Annotated in this window: 20 protein-coding genes; 17 read left to right on the top strand and 3 right to left on the bottom strand. The window is 51.9% G+C overall.

Features of this window, described 5'->3' with window-relative positions:
• Window positions 1-47 precede the first annotated feature (47 nt).
• The gene (locus LC073_RS03475; protein ID WP_226643538.1) at window positions 48-1,199 is read right to left on the bottom strand and encodes a PilT/PilU family type 4a pilus ATPase; all 1,152 of its coding nucleotides are present in this window, start codon (window positions 1,197-1,199) and stop codon (window positions 48-50) included.
• Window positions 1,200-1,247: 48 nt separating this feature from the next.
• Complete coding sequence (locus LC073_RS03470; RefSeq protein ID WP_226643535.1) at window positions 1,248-2,282, bottom strand: type IV pilus twitching motility protein PilT; 1,035 nt, start codon at window positions 2,280-2,282, stop codon at window positions 1,248-1,250.
• Between the two features lie 69 nt (window positions 2,283-2,351).
• Between LC073_RS03470 and LC073_RS03465 the strand changes: the two genes are divergently transcribed.
• Both LC073_RS03465 and LC073_RS03460 read left to right on the top strand, forming a co-directional pair.
• Window positions 2,352-3,056, top strand: a complete 705-nt coding sequence (locus LC073_RS03465) for a YggS family pyridoxal phosphate-dependent enzyme (RefSeq protein ID WP_226643533.1) — start codon at window positions 2,352-2,354, stop codon at window positions 3,054-3,056.
• A 71-nt stretch (window positions 3,057-3,127) separates the two neighbouring features.
• Window positions 3,128-3,412 carry a hypothetical protein gene (locus tag LC073_RS03460; RefSeq protein ID WP_226643531.1) on the top strand — a complete coding sequence of 95 codons (285 nt, stop codon included), beginning with the start codon at window positions 3,128-3,130 and terminating at the stop codon, window positions 3,410-3,412.
• Window positions 3,413-3,471: 59 nt separating this feature from the next.
• On the opposite strand, the gene LC073_RS03455 is transcribed toward LC073_RS03460, so the two are convergent.
• On the bottom strand, window positions 3,472-5,475 hold the full coding sequence (locus LC073_RS03455) for an alpha/beta fold hydrolase (protein ID WP_226643528.1): 2,004 nt from the start codon (window positions 5,473-5,475) through the stop codon (window positions 3,472-3,474).
• Window positions 5,476-5,617: 142 nt separating this feature from the next.
• Between LC073_RS03455 and proC the strand changes: the two genes are divergently transcribed.
• The 15 genes from proC (at window position 5,618) to LC073_RS03380 (ending at window position 20,592) form a co-directional block, all read left to right on the top strand.
• Window positions 5,618-6,451 carry a pyrroline-5-carboxylate reductase gene (gene proC / locus LC073_RS03450; protein WP_226643526.1) on the top strand — a complete coding sequence of 278 codons (834 nt, stop codon included), beginning with the start codon at window positions 5,618-5,620 and terminating at the stop codon, window positions 6,449-6,451.
• Window positions 6,452-6,514: 63 nt separating this feature from the next.
• Window positions 6,515-7,123, top strand: coding sequence for a YggT family protein (locus LC073_RS03445; RefSeq protein ID WP_226643524.1), 609 nt, complete (start codon window positions 6,515-6,517; stop codon window positions 7,121-7,123).
• A 148-nt stretch (window positions 7,124-7,271) separates the two neighbouring features.
• Complete coding sequence (locus tag LC073_RS03440; RefSeq protein ID WP_226643522.1) at window positions 7,272-9,239, top strand: dynamin family protein; 1,968 nt, start codon at window positions 7,272-7,274, stop codon at window positions 9,237-9,239.
• Between the two features lie 102 nt (window positions 9,240-9,341).
• Window positions 9,342-10,547 (top strand): homoserine O-succinyltransferase MetX, encoded by a 1,206-nt coding sequence (gene metX / locus LC073_RS03435; protein ID WP_226643520.1) that lies wholly within the window; start codon window positions 9,342-9,344, stop codon window positions 10,545-10,547.
• On the top strand, window positions 10,538-11,128 hold the full coding sequence (metW, locus tag LC073_RS03430) for a methionine biosynthesis protein MetW (protein WP_226643518.1): 591 nt from the start codon (window positions 10,538-10,540) through the stop codon (window positions 11,126-11,128). Before metX ends, metW begins: the two co-directional genes overlap by 10 nt.
• 135 nt (window positions 11,129-11,263) lie before the next feature.
• Window positions 11,264-11,707: a DUF4426 domain-containing protein gene (locus LC073_RS03425; protein WP_226643516.1), complete on the top strand. Its 444-nt coding sequence runs from the start codon at window positions 11,264-11,266 to the stop codon at window positions 11,705-11,707.
• Window positions 11,708-11,831: 124 nt separating this feature from the next.
• Window positions 11,832-12,452 (top strand): RdgB/HAM1 family non-canonical purine NTP pyrophosphatase, encoded by a 621-nt coding sequence (gene rdgB, locus LC073_RS03420; RefSeq protein ID WP_226643514.1) that lies wholly within the window; start codon window positions 11,832-11,834, stop codon window positions 12,450-12,452.
• A complete protein-coding gene (hemW, locus tag LC073_RS03415) occupies window positions 12,433-13,656 on the top strand; it encodes a radical SAM family heme chaperone HemW (protein ID WP_226643512.1) in 1,224 nt (407 codons plus the stop codon). Before rdgB ends, hemW begins: the two co-directional genes overlap by 20 nt.
• Before the next feature lie 144 nt (window positions 13,657-13,800).
• Complete coding sequence (trxA, locus tag LC073_RS03410) at window positions 13,801-14,130, top strand: thioredoxin TrxA (protein ID WP_226643510.1); 330 nt, start codon at window positions 13,801-13,803, stop codon at window positions 14,128-14,130.
• 370 nt (window positions 14,131-14,500) lie between these two features.
• A complete protein-coding gene (rho, locus tag LC073_RS03405; protein WP_226643508.1) occupies window positions 14,501-15,760 on the top strand; it encodes a transcription termination factor Rho in 1,260 nt (419 codons plus the stop codon).
• Between the two features lie 270 nt (window positions 15,761-16,030).
• Complete coding sequence (locus tag LC073_RS03400) at window positions 16,031-16,300, top strand: RNA recognition motif domain-containing protein (protein WP_226643507.1); 270 nt, start codon at window positions 16,031-16,033, stop codon at window positions 16,298-16,300.
• Between the two features lie 157 nt (window positions 16,301-16,457).
• Window positions 16,458-17,924, top strand: coding sequence for a 4-hydroxy-3-polyprenylbenzoate decarboxylase (ubiD, locus tag LC073_RS03395; protein ID WP_226643505.1), 1,467 nt, complete (start codon window positions 16,458-16,460; stop codon window positions 17,922-17,924).
• Window positions 17,925-18,106: 182 nt separating this feature from the next.
• Window positions 18,107-19,327 (top strand): serine hydrolase domain-containing protein, encoded by a 1,221-nt coding sequence (locus LC073_RS03390; protein ID WP_226643503.1) that lies wholly within the window; start codon window positions 18,107-18,109, stop codon window positions 19,325-19,327.
• 132 nt (window positions 19,328-19,459) lie between these two features.
• Window positions 19,460-19,972, top strand: a complete 513-nt coding sequence (locus tag LC073_RS03385; protein WP_226643502.1) for a hypothetical protein — start codon at window positions 19,460-19,462, stop codon at window positions 19,970-19,972.
• Window positions 19,973-20,262: 290 nt separating this feature from the next.
• Window positions 20,263-20,592, top strand: coding sequence for a hypothetical protein (locus LC073_RS03380; protein ID WP_226643500.1), 330 nt, complete (start codon window positions 20,263-20,265; stop codon window positions 20,590-20,592).
• The last annotated feature ends 14 nt before the right edge of the window (window positions 20,593-20,606 follow it).

Below are 20,606 nucleotides of genomic sequence, written 5' to 3'. Positions count from 1 at the left end.
TATGTCTTTAGTGTGACTCACAATTTTTAAAGTTGATGGGGTAAGGGTCAGTAAAGCTGCGGCCCACCATCGCCATACTCAGAGTCATTTTGCAGACTCAACTCACCGGCGGCACTGTTTAAATACTCCGCATCGGATTCAGACTTGAGCTTGATCATCAGGCGCAAGTCGTTGGCGGAGTCGGCGTGGGCGAGGGCGTCCTCGTAAGTAATTTCGCCGCGATCGTAGAGTTCGTAAAGGGCCTGGTCGAAGGTCTGCATGCCCTGTTCACCGGAGCGTTTCATCAACTCTTTCATCTTATGTACTTGGCCTTTGCGCACCAGATCCGACATCAGCGGCGTATTGATCATGATTTCCAGGCAGGCGCGGCGGCCGTCTCCATCCGGTGTCGGTACCAGCTGTTGGGCGACCATGGCCTTTAGGTTCAGGGATAGGTCCATAAACAGCTGCTGGTGACGGTCTGCCGGGAAGAAGTGAATGATCCGGTCGAGGGCCTGGTTGGCGTTGTTGGCGTGCAGTGTACACAGGCACAAGTGACCGGTTTCGGCGAAGGCGATGGCGTGTTCCATTGTCTCGCGGGAGCGCACCTCACCAATCAGAATCACATCTGGCGCCTGGCGCAGGGTGTTCTTCAGGGCTATCTCGAAGGAGTCGGTATCCAGGCCCACTTCGCGCTGGGTCACAATACAGCCGCGGTGTTGATGAATAAATTCGATCGGGTCCTCAATGGTGATGATATGACCCTTGGTGTTCTCATTACGGTGGCCAATCATCGAGGCCAACGAGGTGGATTTACCGGTACCGGTGGCGCCCACAAAAATGATCAGCCCGCGCTTGGTCATGGCCAGATCTTTGAGTACATCTGGCAGGCCGAGGCCGTCAATAGTGGGAATTTTTGTTTCGATACGCCGTAACACCATACCCACCAGATTGCGCTGGAAGAAAGCCGATACCCGGAAACGGCCCACGTTGCGTACCGCAATAGCGAAATTTAATTCTTTTTTTTCGGCGAACTCGCGGCGCTGTTTTTCATTCATGGTACCCACTACCAGCTCACGCGCCTTTTCTGGGGTGAGTGCCGTGCTGCTGCAGGGCACCACGCGACCATGCAGTTTGATAGATGGTGGGACCCCGGCGGTGATAAATAGATCCGATGCGCCTTTCTCAACAACCAGTTGTAGCAGTCTTTCAATATCCATGGTTTTTTACCGCGTTTTATTTTTTGACAGAGGTAAGGCCTGTGATGCTTAAAAGTTATCCGGCATCTTGGCTTTTTCCCGCGCGATTTCGCGGCTGATGATGCGTCGCGCCACTAGATCTTCCAGGCACTGGTCCATGGTCTGCATGCCGACGCTGGCACCAGTTTGAATAGCGGAATACATCTGCGCGATTTTGTCTTCGCGGATCAGGTTACGGATTGCCGGGGTACCGCGCATGATTTCGTGGGCGGCGACACGGCCACCGCCGTTTTTCTTCAGCAGAGTCTGCGAGATTACCGCCTGCAGGGATTCCGATAGCATGGAGCGCACCATGGCTTTTTCCTGCGCTGGGAACACATCCACCACCCGGTCGATGGTTTTGGCAGCGGAGGTAGTGTGCAGGGTGCCGAATACCAGGTGGCCGGTTTCTGCGGCAGTCAGTGCCAGACGAATGGTTTCCAGGTCGCGCATCTCACCCACCAGAATAATATCCGGGTCTTCACGTAGGGCCGAGCGCAACGCTTCCGAGAAGCCGTGGGTATCCCTATGCACTTCGCGCTGGTTTACCAGGCATTTTTTGGATTCGTGTACGAATTCAATCGGGTCCTCAATGGTGAGGATGTGTTCGTATTTATTGTCGTTGATGTAGTCCATCATCGCGGCGAGGGTGGTGGATTTACCGGAGCCAGTGGGCCCTGTCACCAGGACCAGGCCGCGCGGGGTATCGGAAATCTGCTTGAAGACCTGGCCCATGCCAAGGTCTTCCATGGTTAAAACCTTGGAGGGAATGGTCCGGAATACTGCACCGGCGCCGCGATTGTGGTTAAACGCGTTAACACGAAAGCGCGCTACACCGGGCACCTCGAAAGAGAAGTCTGTCTCGAGAAACTCTTCGTAGTCCTTGCGTTGCTTGTCGTTCATGATCTCGTAGATCAGCCCGTGCACCTGCTTGTGTTCCATGGCCGGCAGGTTGATGCGGCGCACATCGCCATCCACACGGATCATCGGCGGCAGGCCTGCGGAGAGGTGCAGATCCGAAGCGTTTTGTTTGGCGCTGAAGGCGAGGAGTTCAGTGATATCCATACTGCTACCTTATGGTTCTTGTTTGGGCTCAGGTAAAATCGCCACTCATTTCGGTAAGGGCCTCAGTATATGCGCAAAGAGACAATCGTCGAAAACCTGAATGCAGTGGGTGAGCGGATTGTGACATGCTGCAACAACTGCAATCGCGATCCCTCAGAAATCACTCTACTGGCGGTTTCCAAAACCCGTCCGGCGGAGGACTTACGCATCGCTTATGCGGCCGGCCAGCGTCACTTCGGCGAAAACTATTTGCAGGAAGCCTTGGAAAAACAGGATGTCCTGAAAGATCTGGATATCCATTGGCATTTTATCGGGCCCTTGCAGTCGAATAAGACCCGTGCGGTAGCCGAGCGCTTTGCTTGGATGCACACGGTGGACCGCCTCAAGGTCGCCCAGCGCCTGTCATCCCAGCGACCAGATCATTTGGCTCCTCTCAATATCTGCCTGCAGGTCAATATCGATAATGAGCAGAGCAAGTCTGGCATAGCTCCACAGGATTTGGAGGCGCTGGCGCGGGAAGTGGTGCAATTGCCGGGGCTGCGCTTGCGCGGTTTGATGGCGATTCCTGCGGCGCGGCAGGCTGTGCAGGAACAGCAAATACCTTTTTTAGCGCTGGCAAAGTTGCTGCAGTCTCTGCGTGAGTTATTTCCTGATGAGGAGCTGGATACACTTTCAATGGGGATGTCCGCTGATATGGAAGCGGCGATTGCCTGCGGCGCGACCATTGTGCGCATTGGCACAGATATTTTTGGCGCACGCAATTACTCTGAGTGAAGTATTTATTGTTTACCGAGTGGTTACCCAAGGTTCTGGGTCGGGATTCGCGGGAAAGGTATAAAGAATAAATGGAACGCTCAGGGATACTCGAAGTGATATTGCTGGGGTTGACGCTGTGCGCAGTGATTTCCCTGTCTATGGCGCACACCCTGCTGGTGACCTGGATGGCGTTGGAATGGCTAGCTTTTCTTTGCCTGCTTTCCTTTGCTCTACCTAAGGTCACTCTCATCACCAATTTCTTAGAGCGCACAATCTCCCAGGCCCTGTGGCCAGAGAGTCGGCACTGGTTGTGGATACTGGCCATAGCGCTCAACTTGATCGCTATTGTGGAAACATTGAGATTGAAGCCTTAAAAAATAAACGGCCCATAGGGCCGTTTATTAAGCATCGAGATTTAGAAGAGACTTTGGCACTACTCAACTAAAGTCAACTTTTCTTTCTGTGTTTCGTCGAGCAGGTGTTCGCTAAAAAACAGTGTAGTGGCCTGGGTGAAGACATCATTATTCTCTTTTTTACGGTAGCCATGTCCCTCGTTTAATGCATTCATATACCAAACCTGATTGCCATTTTCACGTAAAGCGGCCACGATCTGTTCCGCCTCGGTGACGGGGACGCGGGGGTCGTTTTGCCCCTGCACCACAAACATGGGTACCTGGATTTTTTCCACATGGTTGTTGGGGCTGATGTCTTCCAGGAAGGCGCGCATTTGCGGATCCCGTTCGTCACCGTATTCCACGCGGCGAAGGTCCCGGCGATAACTCTTGGTATTGGTGAGAAAAGTGACGAAATTGGAGATGCCGACAATATCTACGGCCGCTTTTAGGCGATCCGAATAATGGACGCTGCTGGCCAATACCATATAGCCGCCATAGCTACCGCCGAAGACGGCAACCCGCTTGGCATCCAGGTCCGTCTGGGTGGCGATCCAGTCCAGTAACGCGCCAATATCTTTCACAGAATCTTCACGCTTGTAGCCGTTGTCCATGGCCAGAAAACTTTTTCCGTAACCGGCAGATCCGCGCACATTAGGGGCGATCACCGCGGCCCCCAGCTTCTTCAACCACAGTTGGTAGTTGCTGGAAAACAGCGGGCGGTACTGGCCCTCGGGGCCACCGTGAATGGAAATAATGACCGGCACAGGTGCCTTTATATCGCGTGGCTTGTAGACGAAGGCGGGAATCTTGCGTGGCTCGCCGTTTACCTTATCGAAAGTGGGGTAGTGCACCAGCTCGGGCTCGATAAACTGCTCGGTATCCAGACCGCCCACTTCGCTGAAGGTCCAACGGTTCAGGTCGCCACTGGATAGAGGCCGCCGGCCCAGATCCAATACAAAGGTGTCGGTGGGGGTTTTCGGGGTATTCAGTGATAACGCTAACTTGTCTCCGTTGGGGTTGAATTCGATATCGCCGATAACGCCGATAGGTAGTGTGTCAACTTTGCGATAGCGGTCATTGCGTGGGTCGTACAGGTACAGGGCCGACATGCCGTTCTCGTTGGAGACGAAAGCACCGCGACGGCCGTCCTCACTAAGGACAAAGCTGCTGATATCCCAGGGAATATCGGCGCTGATAATTTTCTCATCGCCGCTGGCCAGGTCTTTACGGATCAGCTGGGTGAATTCGCCATTTTTATCGCTAATCAAGTATATGGAGCGGTCATCGTAGCTAAAGCCGGCGGGGAAGTTGCGAGAATCCTTTTCATCATCACCGGAGAGCAATGTTATATCGCCGCTGTCCAGGTCCAACAGGTGAACCTTGGAGCGGGTGGAGGAAACATATTGCAGAACCAGTAGCTGGCTGCCGGATTGAGAGAAGTCACTGGGCCCCCACCAGCTGCCATCTTCCGATTTTAGTATCAGGCGATCTTCATTTTTCTTGTCGCCAATCGTAGTCAGCCAGATATCGTTGGCTCTGCCATCGCGGCGGGTACTTTGGTAAGCCAGGGCCGAGCCCCGTTTATTCCAAAGAATGACACTATTGCGAGATTCGCCGTCGCTGAGCATCTTGCTCTTGCCGTTGGCACTGTCGAACAGGAAAATCTGCGCATACTCGTTACCGCCGGCGTCCATGGTGTAGGCCAGCTGTCGGTGCTGGGGGCGGGTAAGCACTTCCCCGATTGGTTCATTAAAAAAAGTCAGCTGGCGGCGGGCGCCCCCAGCGCGCTCTACCCGGTGCAGCTGGTTTACCTCGCCAAAGCGGGTACTGATATACATACCGCTGCCTTCCATATCCCAGCCACGGAAACTGGCTGAACGCACATTCTGGTAGCGGTCGAGTTCTTCCACCAGGCTCGCTGGGATTGGGGGAATGTCCTGTAGCTGCAGCTGGCCATTGTTCTCGGTGCGGGTCTCCATCCCGTTGGCAACGGCAGCCGCGCTAAGCATTACGGCGGTCGCCAAATAGCGCCATTTCAACATAGTGTTCTCCTTGGCTAGCACGCTGGGGCGCGCTTCTCTTGTTATTGGAATTGAGCGACCACATATTATCGGAATCCCTCCGGGGTATAACAGCCAGTAAAACTCACCGAAAATGAGGCGAACGATCGCCGAGGTAACCCAAGTGACTGCAACAAATCCCAAAATTGTTTTTATCGGCGGTGCTGGAAATATGGCCGGTGCGGTAATCGGTGGCCTGCTGGCGGCGGGATATCCGACTGATAGGATTGTGGCTACCGGGCGCGATCCCCTCAAACTTGAGGCATTTGCCAAGCGTCACAATACCGTAGTGCACAGTGACAACATCGTCGCGATTGATGGGGCCGATGTCATTGTTTTGTCAGTAAAGCCCCAGGTGATGCGCGATCTGTGCATGGATCTACGCCCCCACCTGGAAGGCCGTAAACCGCTGATTATTACTTTGGCTGCAGGCATTCCCCTGGCAGCCTATCAGCGCTGGCTGGGGGAGCATCTACCGATTGTGCGGGCTATGCCCAATACGCCGGCTCTAGTGCAGAGTGGGGTGACCGGGTTGTTTGCAGATGAAGCGGTAACCGCCGCTCACCGCGCCATTACTGAGCGCATAGTCAACGCAGTGGGTATCTCCCTGTGGGTGGATAAGGAAGAGGGCATCGATCAGGTGATCGCTGTGGCCGGGTCGGCGCCGGCGTATTTCTTCCAGTTTATGGAGGCGATGATCGACGCATCCGCGGCTAGTGGCTTTGCCCGCGCCGACGCCGAGCGCCTCGTGTTGCAAACTGCACTGGGCGCCGCCAAACTGGCCATGACCAGTGATCTAGATGTAGCCCAATTGAAGCGCAATGTGATGTCGCCTGGTGGTACTACCGAGCGCGCTGTGCAGCGCTTTGAGCAGGGCGGCCTGCCGCAGTTGGTGGCCGATGCCATGCGTGATTGTGCCGAGCGCGCTGCAGAGATGGCTCGCGAACTGGACCAATAAACTTATCAACACAATCAATGGTGCAGGCTGCGCCGTGAGTTAATCACTCTGTAGGGATTTTCAATGACAAGTACCTTTAGCAACATCGGCGTTTTCCTGGTGGCTACCCTGGGTATCCTCTTCCTCTTTACGGTATTGATGCGATTCTTGCTGCAGTTGGCCCGTGCGGATTTCTATAATCCGATTTCCCAGGGCATTGTGAAAATTACCAACCCACTGCTACTGCCGCTGCGCAAAGTGGTGCCGGGTCTTTTCGGTGTGGATATGGCTTCGGTGGTACTCGCCCTGCTGGTCGGGCTGGTAATGATTCTGGTTTGCGGTGCGTTTGCCGGTTTTGGTCTGTTCAATCCCCTGAGTGCATTGCTTTGGTCTCTGATTGGCTGTGTGGCTACCATGATTGCGGTGGTGTTTGTGGGAATGCTGATCTCTATTGTGTTCAGCTGGATCGCTCCGCAGAGCAGCCACCCGGCACTGATGCTATTGCGCCAGCTGCTGGAGCCGTTCTGTGCACCGGTACGTCGCTTGATCCCACCTTTGGGGGTGATCGATATCAGCCCTATCTTCGTGTTTATCCTGCTCACCGTGGCGGATAAATTACTACTGGGCTTTGCCAGCATGGCCAATATGCCGCGCTTCGTTTACAGCCTTTTCTGGCATATTCCCGGTTTTTAAATCGGTTACCGTGCGCTTTTCTTCCACCACGCGCACTGGATCGCATCTGGCGCAGTGTTAGACTTTTATACTAACGATTACCGGCCCGTCTCTTTTGAGTGGCCTGGGCCGGTAGCCTGCAGAGTATAAATAACAAGAACACTGTGAAATGGAAGACGCACTCCTACGCCAACATATCTCTGAGTACGACCGCTGGAAGAAGAATCTGGATCGGCAGTTCGCCCAGTTCAGTCAGTGGTTACAGCAACATTTCCCCAACTCTGCCGGCGCCTGCCAGGTTGTGCAGCAGGCCCGAGCGCTACTAACCGACGATCAGTTTACTCTGGTATTTGTCGGCGAGTTTTCCCGCGGCAAAACCGAGCTGATCAATGCGCTGTTGGCGCAGACCTATGGTCAGCGTCTGCTGCCCTCAAAGCCTGGTCGCACTACTATGTGCCCAACGGAGATTTTTAGTGATGGCGGAGAGCGCGCCAGCCTGCGCCTGTTGCCTATAGAGACCTTGGCAACCAATACCAGCCTCGAGAGCTTCCGGCGAATTCCGCAGAAGTGGGTCACACACGAGTTCGACGCCAACAACCCCGAGGCGACCCGCGAAGCGCTGTTAAAAGTGGCCGCCACCAAGTCGGTATTGCCGGAGGAGGCCGCCCGTTATGGCTTCGATCGCCGCCACCTGGATGACAAAGGCAACTTGGTAGAGATACCCGCCTGGCGTTACGCACTGATCTGCCTGCCACACCCACTTTTGGACCAGGGCTTACGGATTATTGATACACCGGGGCTCAATGCCCTGGGCAATGAGCCGGAGCTCACCCTCAGCACGCTGCCCGGTGCCCAGGCCGTGGCATTCCTACTGGCAGCCGATGCCGGTGTCAGCGGCACCGATATGAATATGTGGGAGACTCACCTGGCTCCCCTGCGCGAACATCGCGGCACCGCGGTTATGGCGCTGTTGAATAAGATGGATGTGCTCTGGGATGACCCAGACGAAGATGCGCAACAACTACTGCGGCGCATGCGTGCGCAGGTCGCTAAATTGCTATCCCTTCCGCAGGAAAGTGTCGCCGGAGTCTCGGCAAAAATGGCCTTGCTGGCGCGCCAGCAGCAAGATGCTGAACTGCTACGCAAAAGTTGCTTTACTGATTTTGAGAAACTGCTGGTTCAACGCCTGTTGGAGCATCGTCAAAAAGTAGCGGAACACCGTTCGCTGCACCAGGTCCTGACGCTGATGGCGGATACCCGCGATCTACTTAAGCGCCGCCTTAATAGCGGCCGTGCGGCGCTGATGCATTTGCAGCGCAATAGTGCCAGCACTGAGGAGCAGTTGGCCGAGTTGGACCAGTTGCACCAGACTGTGCGCGAACAGCACAAACTCTGCCATCAGGAGTTGCTCACCCTGAAATCCAGTCAGCGTATGCTGATGCGGCAGAGTACTTCGCTGCTGGCGCCTATAACCTTGCAACAGTTACAACTATTGATCGATGAAACCAGCAAAGCATTGCATAAACGCTGGACACCGATGGGCCTCGCCAAGGCAATAGACACTTTTATGGAGGGCGTCGATTGCCAGCTTGCCAATTTGGAGCGGGAAGTGGATCAGGCCAACCGTCTGCTGGACGCAATTTTTGAGCGCTCCAGCTTGAAGAAGGTGGACAGTGCCGAGCAATATTTCACCATTCGCCAATTCCGTATCACCCTGCGTGGCCTGCATCGCCAAGCTGCCCAGTTGCGACGTTCTCCACAGCTTTTGTTGGCACGGCGTAATCGTTTGAGCGAGCGCTTTATCACTACACTGGCCAGCGAGGTAGGGCGCCTCTATACAGAGATGAGTAAGGCTGCGGAAAATTGGCTGGAGCAGGCCCTGGAACCGCTCAAGCAGCACACCCAATACCAAAAACACCTGCTGAACCGTCACTTGATCAAGTTGACCGAGTTGAAGCAGAAGACCCGAAGCCGGCACACGGATTTGCGCACACTTGAGGATGAAGTGCTGCGCAATGATCGGGCGCTGTCGGGGCTGGAGGATTTGCTGCGCCACAACACCTCGGCGCCACAGCCTCTGGCACCGGCGCCTCGCGCGCATAATGTCACTCCGCTGAAACCGGCCCTCACGACTTAAGGTCCTCGCTGGCGGTTGGCAATTGTCATAAGTTGCAGCACTCCCGTACACTTGCTGCAGAGGCAATAGCCGACCGCCAAATAACCCACAGATATTATTACTTTGTCCACGGAAAACCCCAGCGCCTCCTGCGAGGCACCGAATTCAGCTGAAAAGGGCTCTGTAGGTCTTGTAACAGCAAAGAGCCACAAGTTTTGTGAACCTCTGCAGTTGGCCTGCGGGCGTGTTTTACAGGACTACACCCTGGTCTATGAAACCTATGGCGAATTGAATACTGATAAAACCAACGCGGTATTGATTTGCCACGCGCTATCCGGTCATCACCACGCCGCAGGTAGGCACAGCCCCGAGGACAAGCGCCCAGGGTGGTGGGACCAGTATATCGGTCCCGGCAAGCCCATCGACACCAATAGATTTTTCGTGGTGGCGGTCAATAACCTCGGCGGTTGCCACGGATCTACCGGGCCGGTTTCTATCAATCCCGCTACGGGTAAACCCTGGGGCCCGGATTTTCCCTCCTTGCGGGTGCGCGACTGGGTGCATAGCCAAGCCCGCCTGGCGGATACTCTTGGCATAGAGCAGTGGGCTTCGGTAATCGGTGGCAGCCTGGGGGGGATGCAGGCGATGCGCTGGTCTTTGGAGTATCCGGAGCGTTTGCGCCATTGCGTGGTGATTGCCTCGGCGATGAAACTCTCGGCACAGAATATCGCTTTCAATGAGACTGCGCGCCAGGCGATAACCTCGGACCCGGATTTCTGCGGGGGGCGCTACCTGGAGGAAGGTAAACTCCCCCGCGGAGGCCTGGCCGTCGCACGTATGATTGGCCACATTACCTATCTCTCCGACGATGGTTTGGCGCATAAATTTGGCCGCGAACTGCGCTCCGGCAGTTTTCAGCAGGGTGCCGACGAGGAAGTTGAATTCCAGATCCAGAGCTATCTGCGTTATCAGGGCGATAGTTTTTCCAGCAGTTTTGATCCTAATACCTATGTCCTTATGACTCGCGCGCTGGATTATTTCGACCTCGCACGGGAATATAACGACGATCCGGTGGCCGCTTTCTCCCATGCGCGCTGCCGCTTCTTGTTGATCTCCTTCACCTCGGATTGGCGTTTTGCCCCCAGTCGCTCTCGGGAAATTGCCGATGCGTTGATGCACGCCAATCGAGCAGTGAGTTATGCAGAAATTGAGTCGGCCATGGGACACGATGCCTTCCTGCTGCCAAACAAGCGCTACGAGAGTATTTTTCGCAGCTATATGCAGCGGGTGGCGGCGGAACATAAAGAAGGGCAGTCCGCATGCGTATAGACCTCAATGTAATTCAGGAATGGATAACTCCTGCTAGCCGGGTTCTCGACCTGGGCTGCGGTGACGGCGAACTACTGGAGCAGCTTCAACAGAACAAGAACGTTGTGGGTTACGGTCTGGAGATAGATTCAGAACAGATAGAGCGCTGTGTGCAACGTGGAGTCAATGTCGTCGAGCAAAACCTAGATGCGGGGCTTACCAATTTCGCCGATGCCAGTTTCGACACAGTGGTGATGACTCAGGCCCTGCAAACGTTGAGGCATCCACACCTGGTGGTGGGCGAAATGTTGCGGGTAGGTCGCGATTGCATTATCACTTTCCCCAATTTTGGCCAGTGGAAAGCGCGCTGGCACCTGGCTTTTTCCGGGCGTATGCCAGTATCCGATCTATTACCATTCGAATGGTATGACACACCTAATATTCACTTTTGTACTTTCAGGGACTTTGAGGTGCTGTGCAGGCAGAACGATTGGACTATTTTGCACCGACAGGTAGTATCTGAGTCGAAATTAGGGGTGGCCTTTAAAGACTTTTTGCCAAATTTATTCGGTGAGACCGCGATATACCACCTGACTCGCTAAACTAATATCTGCGCCAAGTTTTTGACCCTGGTCTATGGGCAAACAGCAGCTTTGGGTGATTATCGCTCTGGGTTTACCACCAGATCTATACCTTCTGCCCAGCTGAACGGTGCTCATAACAATTGGAGGTGACCCGTGAACCGTATCTTTAATGCCATTGCCGCTCTGGCACTGTTCTTCCTGACCGCTGGCGCCATGGCGCAAGAGGCCCGCATTATTAAGAATTACGAGGACTTCGGTGATTATCGGGTGATTTACTCAGTATTCAACAGTGACTTTATCCAGCCGGATATCGCTCAGCAGTACCAGTTGGTGAGGGCTAAAGATCGCGCCTACGTCAATGTCTCGGTAGTGAAAAAAGATGGTGGCACCAAGGGCCTCAGTGCGGAGATGTCCGGCAATGCGACAAACCTGATTCAACAATCGCGGCCACTGAAGTTTAAAGAAATTCGGGAGGGCGATGCGGTTTATTACCTGGCGCCCTTGCGCTATGAGAATGAGGAAACGCTCACGTTCAACGTAGATGTGACCCTACCCAATGGCAAGACAGAGACGATTTCCTTTCGCCGCAAACTCTAGCCTGTTGCGAGTGATCTGAGTGAGTGACCCTCTCTATCTGTATGGCTGTCAGTGGCGCTGTCAGAGGGGCGCTCTTAAAGTGAATCCTTTGCGGGCCCAGGGCCCGTTTTTTAATTGATACGGCATGTTAAAAAAAATTGTTCTGGCCAGCGGCAACGTCGGCAAATTGCGTGAATTTTCCCAGCTCTTCAACAGCTGGGATATCGAGGTCCTTCCCCAATCCGAGTTCGGCGTAAGCGATGCAGAGGAGACCGGGCTCAGCTTTATTGAAAATGCTCTGATCAAGGCACGCCATGCCAGCCGGATTAGTGGTCTACCGGCGCTGGCCGATGATTCTGGGTTGGCGGTGGATGTGCTCGACGGTGCGCCGGGAATCTATTCCGCGCGATATTCCGGCGAGGGGGCTACGGATGCACGTAATAACAGCAAACTACTTGAGGCTTTAAAAGGGGTTGAAAAAGCGCGCCGCAATGCCAGCTTCCATTGTGCCCTGGCCTTTGTGCGCAGTTTCGATGATCCCGTACCCCTGGTGTGTAGTGCCCAGTGGCGTGGCCGTATACTCGACGAGCCGGCCGGTGAGCAGGGCTTTGGCTACGATCCGCTGTTCTTTGTGGATAATGAAGGTATGACTTCTGCGCAGATGCCGAGAGAGTTAAAAAACCGTATCAGCCACCGCGCTCAGGCAATGGAGGTGTTTGAGGCGATGTGGCGGGAAACGATGTTGGGTGCCGATCTTGCCAAGTAATAACCGTGGCCTGCAGTTGCCGCCACTCAGCCTCTACGTACATATCCCCTGGTGTGTGCGCAAATGTCCCTACTGTGACTTCAACTCCCATCAGGCGACTAGGGATCATACAGATACGGAGTATGCCCTACCGCAGGCGGATTATGTGGCACAGCTGCGTCGCGATTTGATCAGTCAACTGCCTTGGGTGCAGGGGCGCAAGCTCCAGTCCATTTTTTTTGGTGGTGGTACCCCGAGCCTGTTCTCTCCGGAGGCGATCGGCCAAATCCTGGTGATGGCCGAGGAGTTGGTGGGTTTCAGCGAGAATATTGAAGTTACCTTGGAAGCAAACCCTGGCACTTTCGAGCAGGCAAAGTTCACCGGCTATCGGGCTGCAGGGGTCAACCGACTTTCGATCGGTGTGCAGAGTTTTAGCAATAGCCAGTTGCACAATCTGGGCCGTATCCACAGTGGCGAAGAGGCCAGTGGGGCTTTGCAGATGGCGCGGCGGGCCGGCTTCGACAATATCAACCTCGATCTCATGCACGGCCTGCCCGGCCAGACTGAAGCCGAGGCCCTGGAGGATCTGCAGCGTGCTGTCTCCCTGGCGCCGGAGCATATCTCCTGGTACCAATTGACCATTGAGCCCAATACGGCGTTCTATAGTGCTCCCCCCTCAACACCGGGATCACAGCTGATTGCCAGTATGCAGGGTCATGGTCGCGCGTTTCTTGCTTCAGAGGGATACTTTCGCTACGAGGTCTCCGCCTACAGTGGCAGGGGCTTGGAGTCACGTCACAACGTCAATTACTGGGGATTCGGAGATTATCTGGGTATCGGTGCCGGTGCCCACGGTAAGGTTAGTTTGCCTGCGGAGGGCCGGATACTGCGCAGTCGACGCACACGGACTCCAAGAGATTACTTGTCGATCGGGCCCCAGCAGGGAGAGCTGCTCCACCGGGCACTGGCTGAACCCCATACTGATCCGATCGAAGCCAGCGATTTGCCTTTAGAGTTCCTGATGAACGCCCTACGATTGATGGAGGGTGTTCCGGTGGATACTTTCGAGCGTTATACCGGCCTATCATTGGAGGCCTTAAGGCGTCACTGGCCGGGCCTGATGGCCATGGATCTGGTGCAGCCACTGGATCGGCGTATAGCCGCCAGCGCCTTTGGATTTGACTATCTCGATGAGATTCTACAGCGCTTTTTGGAACAGGCCTGATGTCACGGCTGGGCTTGAAAACGGTATCGATGCCCCAAACTCTGGGCTGACCGGCGCAGTACAGCTGTATTCTCACAGCCGGCATCGTGAGAAGATGCGCCTGCGGTGTCCCCGCATCGAGTAACTAAAGAACAGGAAAGCAATATGAGCGAGCACGCAATCATCAACGTAACCGACGCTGAGTTCGAAGCTGAGGTCCTCAAGGCTGAAGGCCCGGTGCTAGTGGACTTCTGGGCGCAATGGTGCGGTCCGTGCAAAATGATCGCTCCGGTCCTGGAAGACCTCGCAAGTCACTATGGCGAAAAGCTGAAAATCGTCAAAGTTGACGTGGATGCCAACAAGGAAACCCCGGCGAAGTACAATGTGCGCGGCATTCCTACCCTGTTGCTGTTTAAAGGCGGCAATGTGGAAGGTACCAAGGTTGGTGCCCTGTCTCGCGCTCAGTTGACCGAATTTATCGATAGCCAGCTTTAATCCCGGTTATTTCATCCTGCAAAGGAGGCAAATTTCTTTGCAGGATGAGAAACAGCCGTTATACTGGCTGTAATTCTGTAATAGTTCAGTCAGCTGAGAATCCAATGACGACCAGCTGAAGAAAACGCCCCTCCATAGGTCCCTGACCATTCCCGGCGTATTTATTCCTCGAATTGAGCTTAATTGAGACGGCTTTTCCATAGCTTTATCGCTGGAAAGCTAAAGCCAATGAGTATTACGCTTTTGAAAGGCATGGAGTCCTGGAGTACCGGGCAAATAGACGAGCAAATCTCTGATTTTCAAACCCCTCCTCAAATTATTTCCGGCGTGTCCGCGCCAATGACAACAGAAACCTTAATAAGCAATTGGTATGAATCTCTCCGAATTAAAAACTAAACCCATTGAAGAGTTGATTGAAATAGCCAAAGCCATGGGCCTGGAAAACGTGGCCCGATCGCGTAAACAGGATGTTATTTTCAATATTCTTAAGCGCCACGCCAAAAGCGGTGAAGATATTTACGGTGACGGCGTATTGGAAATCCTTCAAGATGGTTTTGGATTTTTGCGCTCCGCTGATTCTTCTTATCTCGCGGGTCCGGACGATATCTATGTTTCCCCCAGTCAGATTCGTCGATTTAATTTACGCACGGGTGACTCAATTTCCGGAAAAATTCGCCCACCAAAAGAAGGTGAGAGATATTTCGCTCTATTAAAGGTTAACGAAATTAATTTCGATAAACCGGAAAATGCCCGTAATAAGATTCTTTTTGAAAACCTCACCCCACTTTTCCCCAATGATCGCTTAACACTGGAATGTGGTAACGGCTCTTCCGAAGACCTGATTGGCCGTATTATCGACCTGATTGCACCTATCGGTAAGGGGCAGCGTGGCTTGATCGTGGCACCGCCAAAGGCCGGTAAAACGATTATGCTGCAGAATATGGCCCAGGCCATTACGCGCAACAACCCGGAATGCCACCTTATCGTCTTGCTGATCGATGAGCGCCCGGAGGAGGTTACCGAAATGCAGCGCTCCGTGCGTGGAGAAGTGGTTGCCTCTACATTTGACGAGCCACCGGCACGCCATGTTCAGGTTGCTGAAATGGTTATCGAAAAAGCCAAGCGCCTGGTAGAGCACAAGAAAGACGTGGTGATCCTGCTCGATTCTATCACCCGTCTGGCTCGAGCTTACAACACCACGGTGCCCAGCTCCGGTAAGGTTTTGACCGGTGGTGTGGATGCCCACGCTCTCGAAAGGCCCAAGCGTTTCTTTGGTGCTGCACGAAATATTGAAGAAGGCGGAAGTCTGTCTATTATTGCTACTGCACTGATCGATACCGGCTCGAAGATGGACGAAGTGATTTTCGAGGAATTTAAAGGCACAGGTAATATGGAATTACAGTTGGATCGTAAGATCGCTGAAAAACGTGTTTACCCGGCAATTAATGTACGACGTTCAGGAACCCGCCGCGAAGAGCTGCTGATGCCCGAGGGTGAGCTGCAGCGGGTGTGGATCTTACGCAAGCTGCTACACGATATGGAAGATGTTGCGGCAACCGAGTTCCTAGTGGACAAGTTGAAAGATTTCAAGACAAATGACGAATTCTTCCTGTCCATGAAACGGAAATAATTTTTATATATAAAAGGCGCCCACATCGGCGCCTTTTATATTCAGGTTTGTACAAATTGATTATTTGCGCGAATTAATGTTGAAAAGGCGAGCTATAAGGCATATAAAGTTCCACATCGTGGCGCTGGGTATGAAATTTATAGTAAGGCGCCCGACCGAATTGACCCAGGGGTAACTCCGTAAAAGGGTCAATCTCAAATGGATAATCTGGTGGAGCTGGTTATTCATTTGTGACTGCACGACAGCCCACACATCTAGTGAGAACCTTTTGTGAATATCTATATCGGAAATCTGGCCTACGGCGTAACCTCTGACGACCTGCACGAAGCTTTCGGCGCATTCGGAGAGATCTCTCGGGCTACTGTAATTACTGACCGTGAGACTGGCCGCTCTAAGGGCTTCGGTTTCGTAGAAATGCCTAACGACAACGAAGCGCGCAAAGCGATCGAAGAGATGAACGACCAGCCTCTGTCTGGCCGTAACATCCGCGTGAACGAAGCTAAGCCTCGCGAAGATCGTCCGCGTCGCCCCCGCTTCTAAGCTACGGCTAGCTTAAGATTTTTTCGGCCCGCGGCAAATAGTTTGCGGGCCGTTTCTTCTCCCCTTCTTTTTAGCACCCTTCTCCAGGGGGCCATTCCCTATTTTGTAATTTCTGTTTTACACTGCACGTTGGATTTTTCTTCTCGACCGGCAGCCCATGAAATACAGAGACCTGCGTGATTTTATCCAGTTATTGGAAAAGCGCGGCCAACTCAAACGGATTAAATTCCCCGTAGACCCCAAATTGGAAATGACGGAAATCTCTGATCGCGTATTGCGCGCAGGGGGTCCGGCATTGCTATTTGAAAGCCCTATCGGTTTCGATACCCCGGTACTCGCTAACCTATTCGGCACCACCGAGCGTGTGGCGTTGGGGATGGGGCGTGAGAGTATTGATGAATTGCGTGAGGTCGGCGAGTTGCTCGCTTTTCTTAAGGAGCCACAACCGCCGGAGAATCTCCGCGATGCTTGGGAAAAGCTGCCGGTTTTCAAGCAGGTGCTCAATATGGGGCCTAAGGTCGTCAAGGGAGCGGCCTGTCAGCAGGTGATAGTGGATAAAGCTCAGGTAGACCTCACCAAACTCCCAATCCAGACCTGCTGGCCGGGAGATGCCGCCCCATTGGTAACCTGGCCACTGGTGATTACCCGAGGGCCTGAGAAGAAGCGCCAGAACCTCGGTATTTATCGCATGCAGCTGATCGGTAAAAACCGCCTCATTATGCGCTGGCTCAGCCACCGGGGCGGTGCTCTGGATTACCGCGATTGGTGCCAGAAGCACCCCGGGGAGCCCTATCCAGTGGCTGTTGCACTTGGTGCTGACCCGGCAACCATATTGGGGGCCGTTACCCCTGTACCGGATACACTCTCTGAATACGCTTTTGCCGGTCTGTTACGAGGTGACAAAACAGAAGTGACAGGCGCTCTGCTCAGTGATCTACAGGTTCCGGCCAGTGCTGAATATGTATTGGAAGGTTTTATCTATCCCGATGATATGGCCGATGAAGGCCCCTATGGAGATCACACTGGCTATTACAATGAGGTGGATAGTTTTCCGGTATTTACCGTAGAGAAAATTACCCATCGTAAAAAACCTATTTATCACAGTACTTACACCGGACGTCCGCCGGATGAACCGGCAATTTTGGGGGAGGCACTCAATGAAGTATTTGTGCCCATTTTACAGAAGCAATTCCCAGAAATTGTCGATTTTTATCTGCCCCCCGAAGGCTGCTCTTACCGGCTCGCCGTAGTGACTATGAAAAAGCAGTATCCGGGTCATGCTAAGCGAGTGATGATGGGAGTCTGGTCTTTTCTACGTCAGTTTATGTACACCAAGTTTGTTATCGTCACCGATGATGACGTCAATGCAAGGGACTGGAAAGATGTTATCTGGGCCATGACCACCCGTATGGACCCAGCGCGTGATACGGTAATGGTGGAAAATACCCCGATTGATTATCTGGATTTTGCCTCGCCGGTATCTGGCCTCGGTTCAAAAATTGGTTTTGATGCTACCAATAAATGGCAGGGAGAAACCAATAGAGAGTGGGGTAATCCTATCGAGAAAGATCCTCGGGTGGTCCAAAAGGTCGATGAAATTTGGTCCAAGCTGGGTCTTGAATAATTACTGTCCCAGTATTTTATTTTAATTATTCTCCTATAGAGCGTCCCAATAGACGCTCTGGTTTATGATTTCTTTGCCGTGAATCATTTTTCCCTAGTCCCGCATCTATAAATAAGACTGATGGCGTCGAATCCCGGTATCGGCTTTATTATCGTCTTTGATGGGTTTTTAGGGAGATTCAAATGAAAGTATTTTATGCCGTCGGCCTAATCATTATTGGCGTTTTCGGATTTTGGGCTATATTGCCAAGTCAGCAGGAGAAAAGCGCCGAAATTGCCAATATAGAAGGATTCATACCCGCAATTATGAGAGAGGCGGCCATTCCTGGTATGGCCGTCTCAAGAATAAAAGACGGTAGACTTGTTTTTCAGCAAGTCTATGGAATGGCGGACGTAGAAGCTGGTAAGGCGGTTACCCTGGATACCCCTTTTAATATTGCATCGATTAGCAAGCCGATTATGGGCGTAACGCTATTGCAGTTGGTCGACGATGGAAAGTTGGAGCTCGATCGGGATATCAATGCCTATTTACCATTTAAGGTAGATAATCCACATACAAAGGATGAAAAAATTACGTTAAGAAATCTGGCAAGTCATTCTGCAGGTATTGCAGATTATTATGACGAAGCCACTTACTCTGAAAACCGCGACCCAGAACTCAGCCTTGAGCAACATCTCCGCTCTCTCCTTACCGATGACGGTAGTCTGTACAATAATGGCGAACATTATCTGAAAACTATACCAGGGGAAAGTCGGCGATACAGTAATTTGTCTGCAGGCTTGGCAGGTTTTCTGGTGGAGTCCGTAACAGGCCAAACCTTTGCTGACTATAGCAAGGATACCCTTTTTCACAGCCTGGAAATGGAAAGTGCAAGCTGGAAACTTAATGGAATGGATCTGGATTCTATCGCTGTACCGTATAAAGTAGAGCAATGTGTGCCATTCGTCGGTTTGTGTGCTGATAGTGAATCAAGCAAAATAAATTATTTGGTAGGAAAATATATTAATCCGCCTTTCGAATACAAAAAATTTCATCCATATCCTCACAGTGGAAATCCACAGTATCCGGATGGTGGTGTTCGTGTAAGTATTGTCGATCTCAGTGATTTTCTATTGGCAGTTCTTCATAACCGCAATAAGTCTGGAGCGAAGCTCCTGTCTGATGCTATGTATCAGGAAATGTTTCGTTTACAGTTGCCCAAGTCGGTTTCTGATTCCCAGCGCTTTTTTTGGAGAGATCGAAACGGCCTTGTTGGGCATATGGGATCCGATTTGGGGGTTTTTACTGCTTTGTATTTTGACCCAAATCGTAAGGATGGCTTTATTATCCTGATGAATCGTGACGTGGATAGTAAATCTGCCGGTGCGATGAGGCGTATTGCCAAACGCTTAATGCAAATATGATAATAAACTTTATTGGGTATTCCTGGATTGAATCTGAGACCCCTGAAAGTCCCTCAGAGGATTTTTTGAAGTGATTTCAAAGGCTCTATAGAATATCAATATCTATTTTTTATAGGAAAAGGAGTACCTATTATGATTAAAGTAAAACAAGCCTTTGCTAACTGTTTTTCAATTGTCTTATGTTGTTTTTCGTTGGCAGTGAATGCAGGGGATCTCAATCTGAAGAGTGGGGAAGTATTCGAGCAAATGAAATCACTTCGAGGAGACTGGAAAAAAGAAGGAGACACTGCTGGAAATTTTTATATTAATTTTTCTCAGACGGCTAGAGATACCGTTATGGTGGAGAATTGGTTGTATAAGGGGGAATCTCATTCACTGACTATCTACCATATGGATAAAGGCAACTTATTGGCTACCCACTATTGCCCTCAGGGCAACCAGCCTCATTTGCAGCTTACCTCAAGTGATAAAAGTGGGCAGATTGAGTTTTCCTTTAAGGATGCTACTAACCTTGAGGATTTAAACGAGAACCATCAGCATAGCTTGGCTTTCGAGTGGCTAGAGGATGACAAAATCCTTCGCACAGAGAGCTATATGGAAAATGGAGAGTTAAAGCCTTCAAGCATACGCCTAGTACGCAAATAAACTGTCAGATCTACATTTTCTGCATATCAATCTGTTCTACTCTGAATAAAAGCTGGCAAAGATTTTTATGCCAGCTTTTTTTGTGCGGCTAACTCAACGAGATGTAGCTTAAGTAGTATGATGTAATGTCATCTATACTTCGATGCTATGTTGTAGGTTAATTATACAAATAGTCATAAAAGTTAACATTAGGTGACATTTCCATTTGGCTCAAAACGGCCGATATATTCTGCATCATGATGGCCTTGGGGATTAGGCCAAATAACTACAAAATGAGGGAGGGGTGAACAATGGAGTTGATTCTTTTTGTAATCATAATGGTAGCGGTTTTGGTTCTGCCATTAAAGATGGCTGCTGCCATGATGGGGGCAAGAAATACTGGGGTTTTTTACTGTCTGTTTGCACTTTTACTGGCGCTGATTGTACAGAGAATTGTGGGGGGAATGCTGCCCGGTGTAAGTGACAGTGCCGGGATTCTTTTGACTATTCCACTGGCTGCAATCGCTTATATGCTAGTACTGGGAACGGGATTTTTGAAGGCGATTATTATTGCCATCCTGCAGGGGATTATTACTTTTTTGGCCATGTTACTTTTTGCCGGTATGTTTGCAAATATCTAATATTCCCAGACATA

The organism is Microbulbifer variabilis (assembly GCF_020524905.1).
Lineage (GTDB): Bacteria > Pseudomonadota > Gammaproteobacteria > Pseudomonadales > Cellvibrionaceae > Microbulbifer > Microbulbifer variabilis_A.
This window is presented reverse-complemented; position numbering and strand designations above follow the sequence as displayed.

Coding starts and splice junctions, on each gene's coding strand:
- LC073_RS03475 (WP_226643538.1), bottom strand. CDS start 1,199: ATGGATATTGAAAGACTGCTACAACTGGTTGTTGAGAAAGGCGCATCG.
- LC073_RS03470 (WP_226643535.1), bottom strand. CDS start 2,282: ATGGATATCACTGAACTCCTCGCCTTCAGCGCCAAACAAAACGCTTCG.
- LC073_RS03465 (WP_226643533.1), top strand. CDS start 2,352: ATGCGCAAAGAGACAATCGTCGAAAACCTGAATGCAGTGGGTGAGCGG.
- LC073_RS03460 (WP_226643531.1), top strand. CDS start 3,128: ATGGAACGCTCAGGGATACTCGAAGTGATATTGCTGGGGTTGACGCTG.
- LC073_RS03455 (WP_226643528.1), bottom strand. CDS start 5,475: ATGTTGAAATGGCGCTATTTGGCGACCGCCGTAATGCTTAGCGCGGCT.
- LC073_RS03445 (WP_226643524.1), top strand. CDS start 6,515: ATGACAAGTACCTTTAGCAACATCGGCGTTTTCCTGGTGGCTACCCTG.
- LC073_RS03440 (WP_226643522.1), top strand. CDS start 7,272: ATGGAAGACGCACTCCTACGCCAACATATCTCTGAGTACGACCGCTGG.
- metW (WP_226643518.1), top strand. CDS start 10,538: ATGCGTATAGACCTCAATGTAATTCAGGAATGGATAACTCCTGCTAGC.
- rdgB (WP_226643514.1), top strand. CDS start 11,832: ATGTTAAAAAAAATTGTTCTGGCCAGCGGCAACGTCGGCAAATTGCGT.
- trxA (WP_226643510.1), top strand. CDS start 13,801: ATGAGCGAGCACGCAATCATCAACGTAACCGACGCTGAGTTCGAAGCT.
- rho (WP_226643508.1), top strand. CDS start 14,501: ATGAATCTCTCCGAATTAAAAACTAAACCCATTGAAGAGTTGATTGAA.
- ubiD (WP_226643505.1), top strand. CDS start 16,458: ATGAAATACAGAGACCTGCGTGATTTTATCCAGTTATTGGAAAAGCGC.
- LC073_RS03390 (WP_226643503.1), top strand. CDS start 18,107: ATGAAAGTATTTTATGCCGTCGGCCTAATCATTATTGGCGTTTTCGGA.
- LC073_RS03385 (WP_226643502.1), top strand. CDS start 19,460: ATGATTAAAGTAAAACAAGCCTTTGCTAACTGTTTTTCAATTGTCTTA.
- LC073_RS03380 (WP_226643500.1), top strand. CDS start 20,263: ATGGAGTTGATTCTTTTTGTAATCATAATGGTAGCGGTTTTGGTTCTG.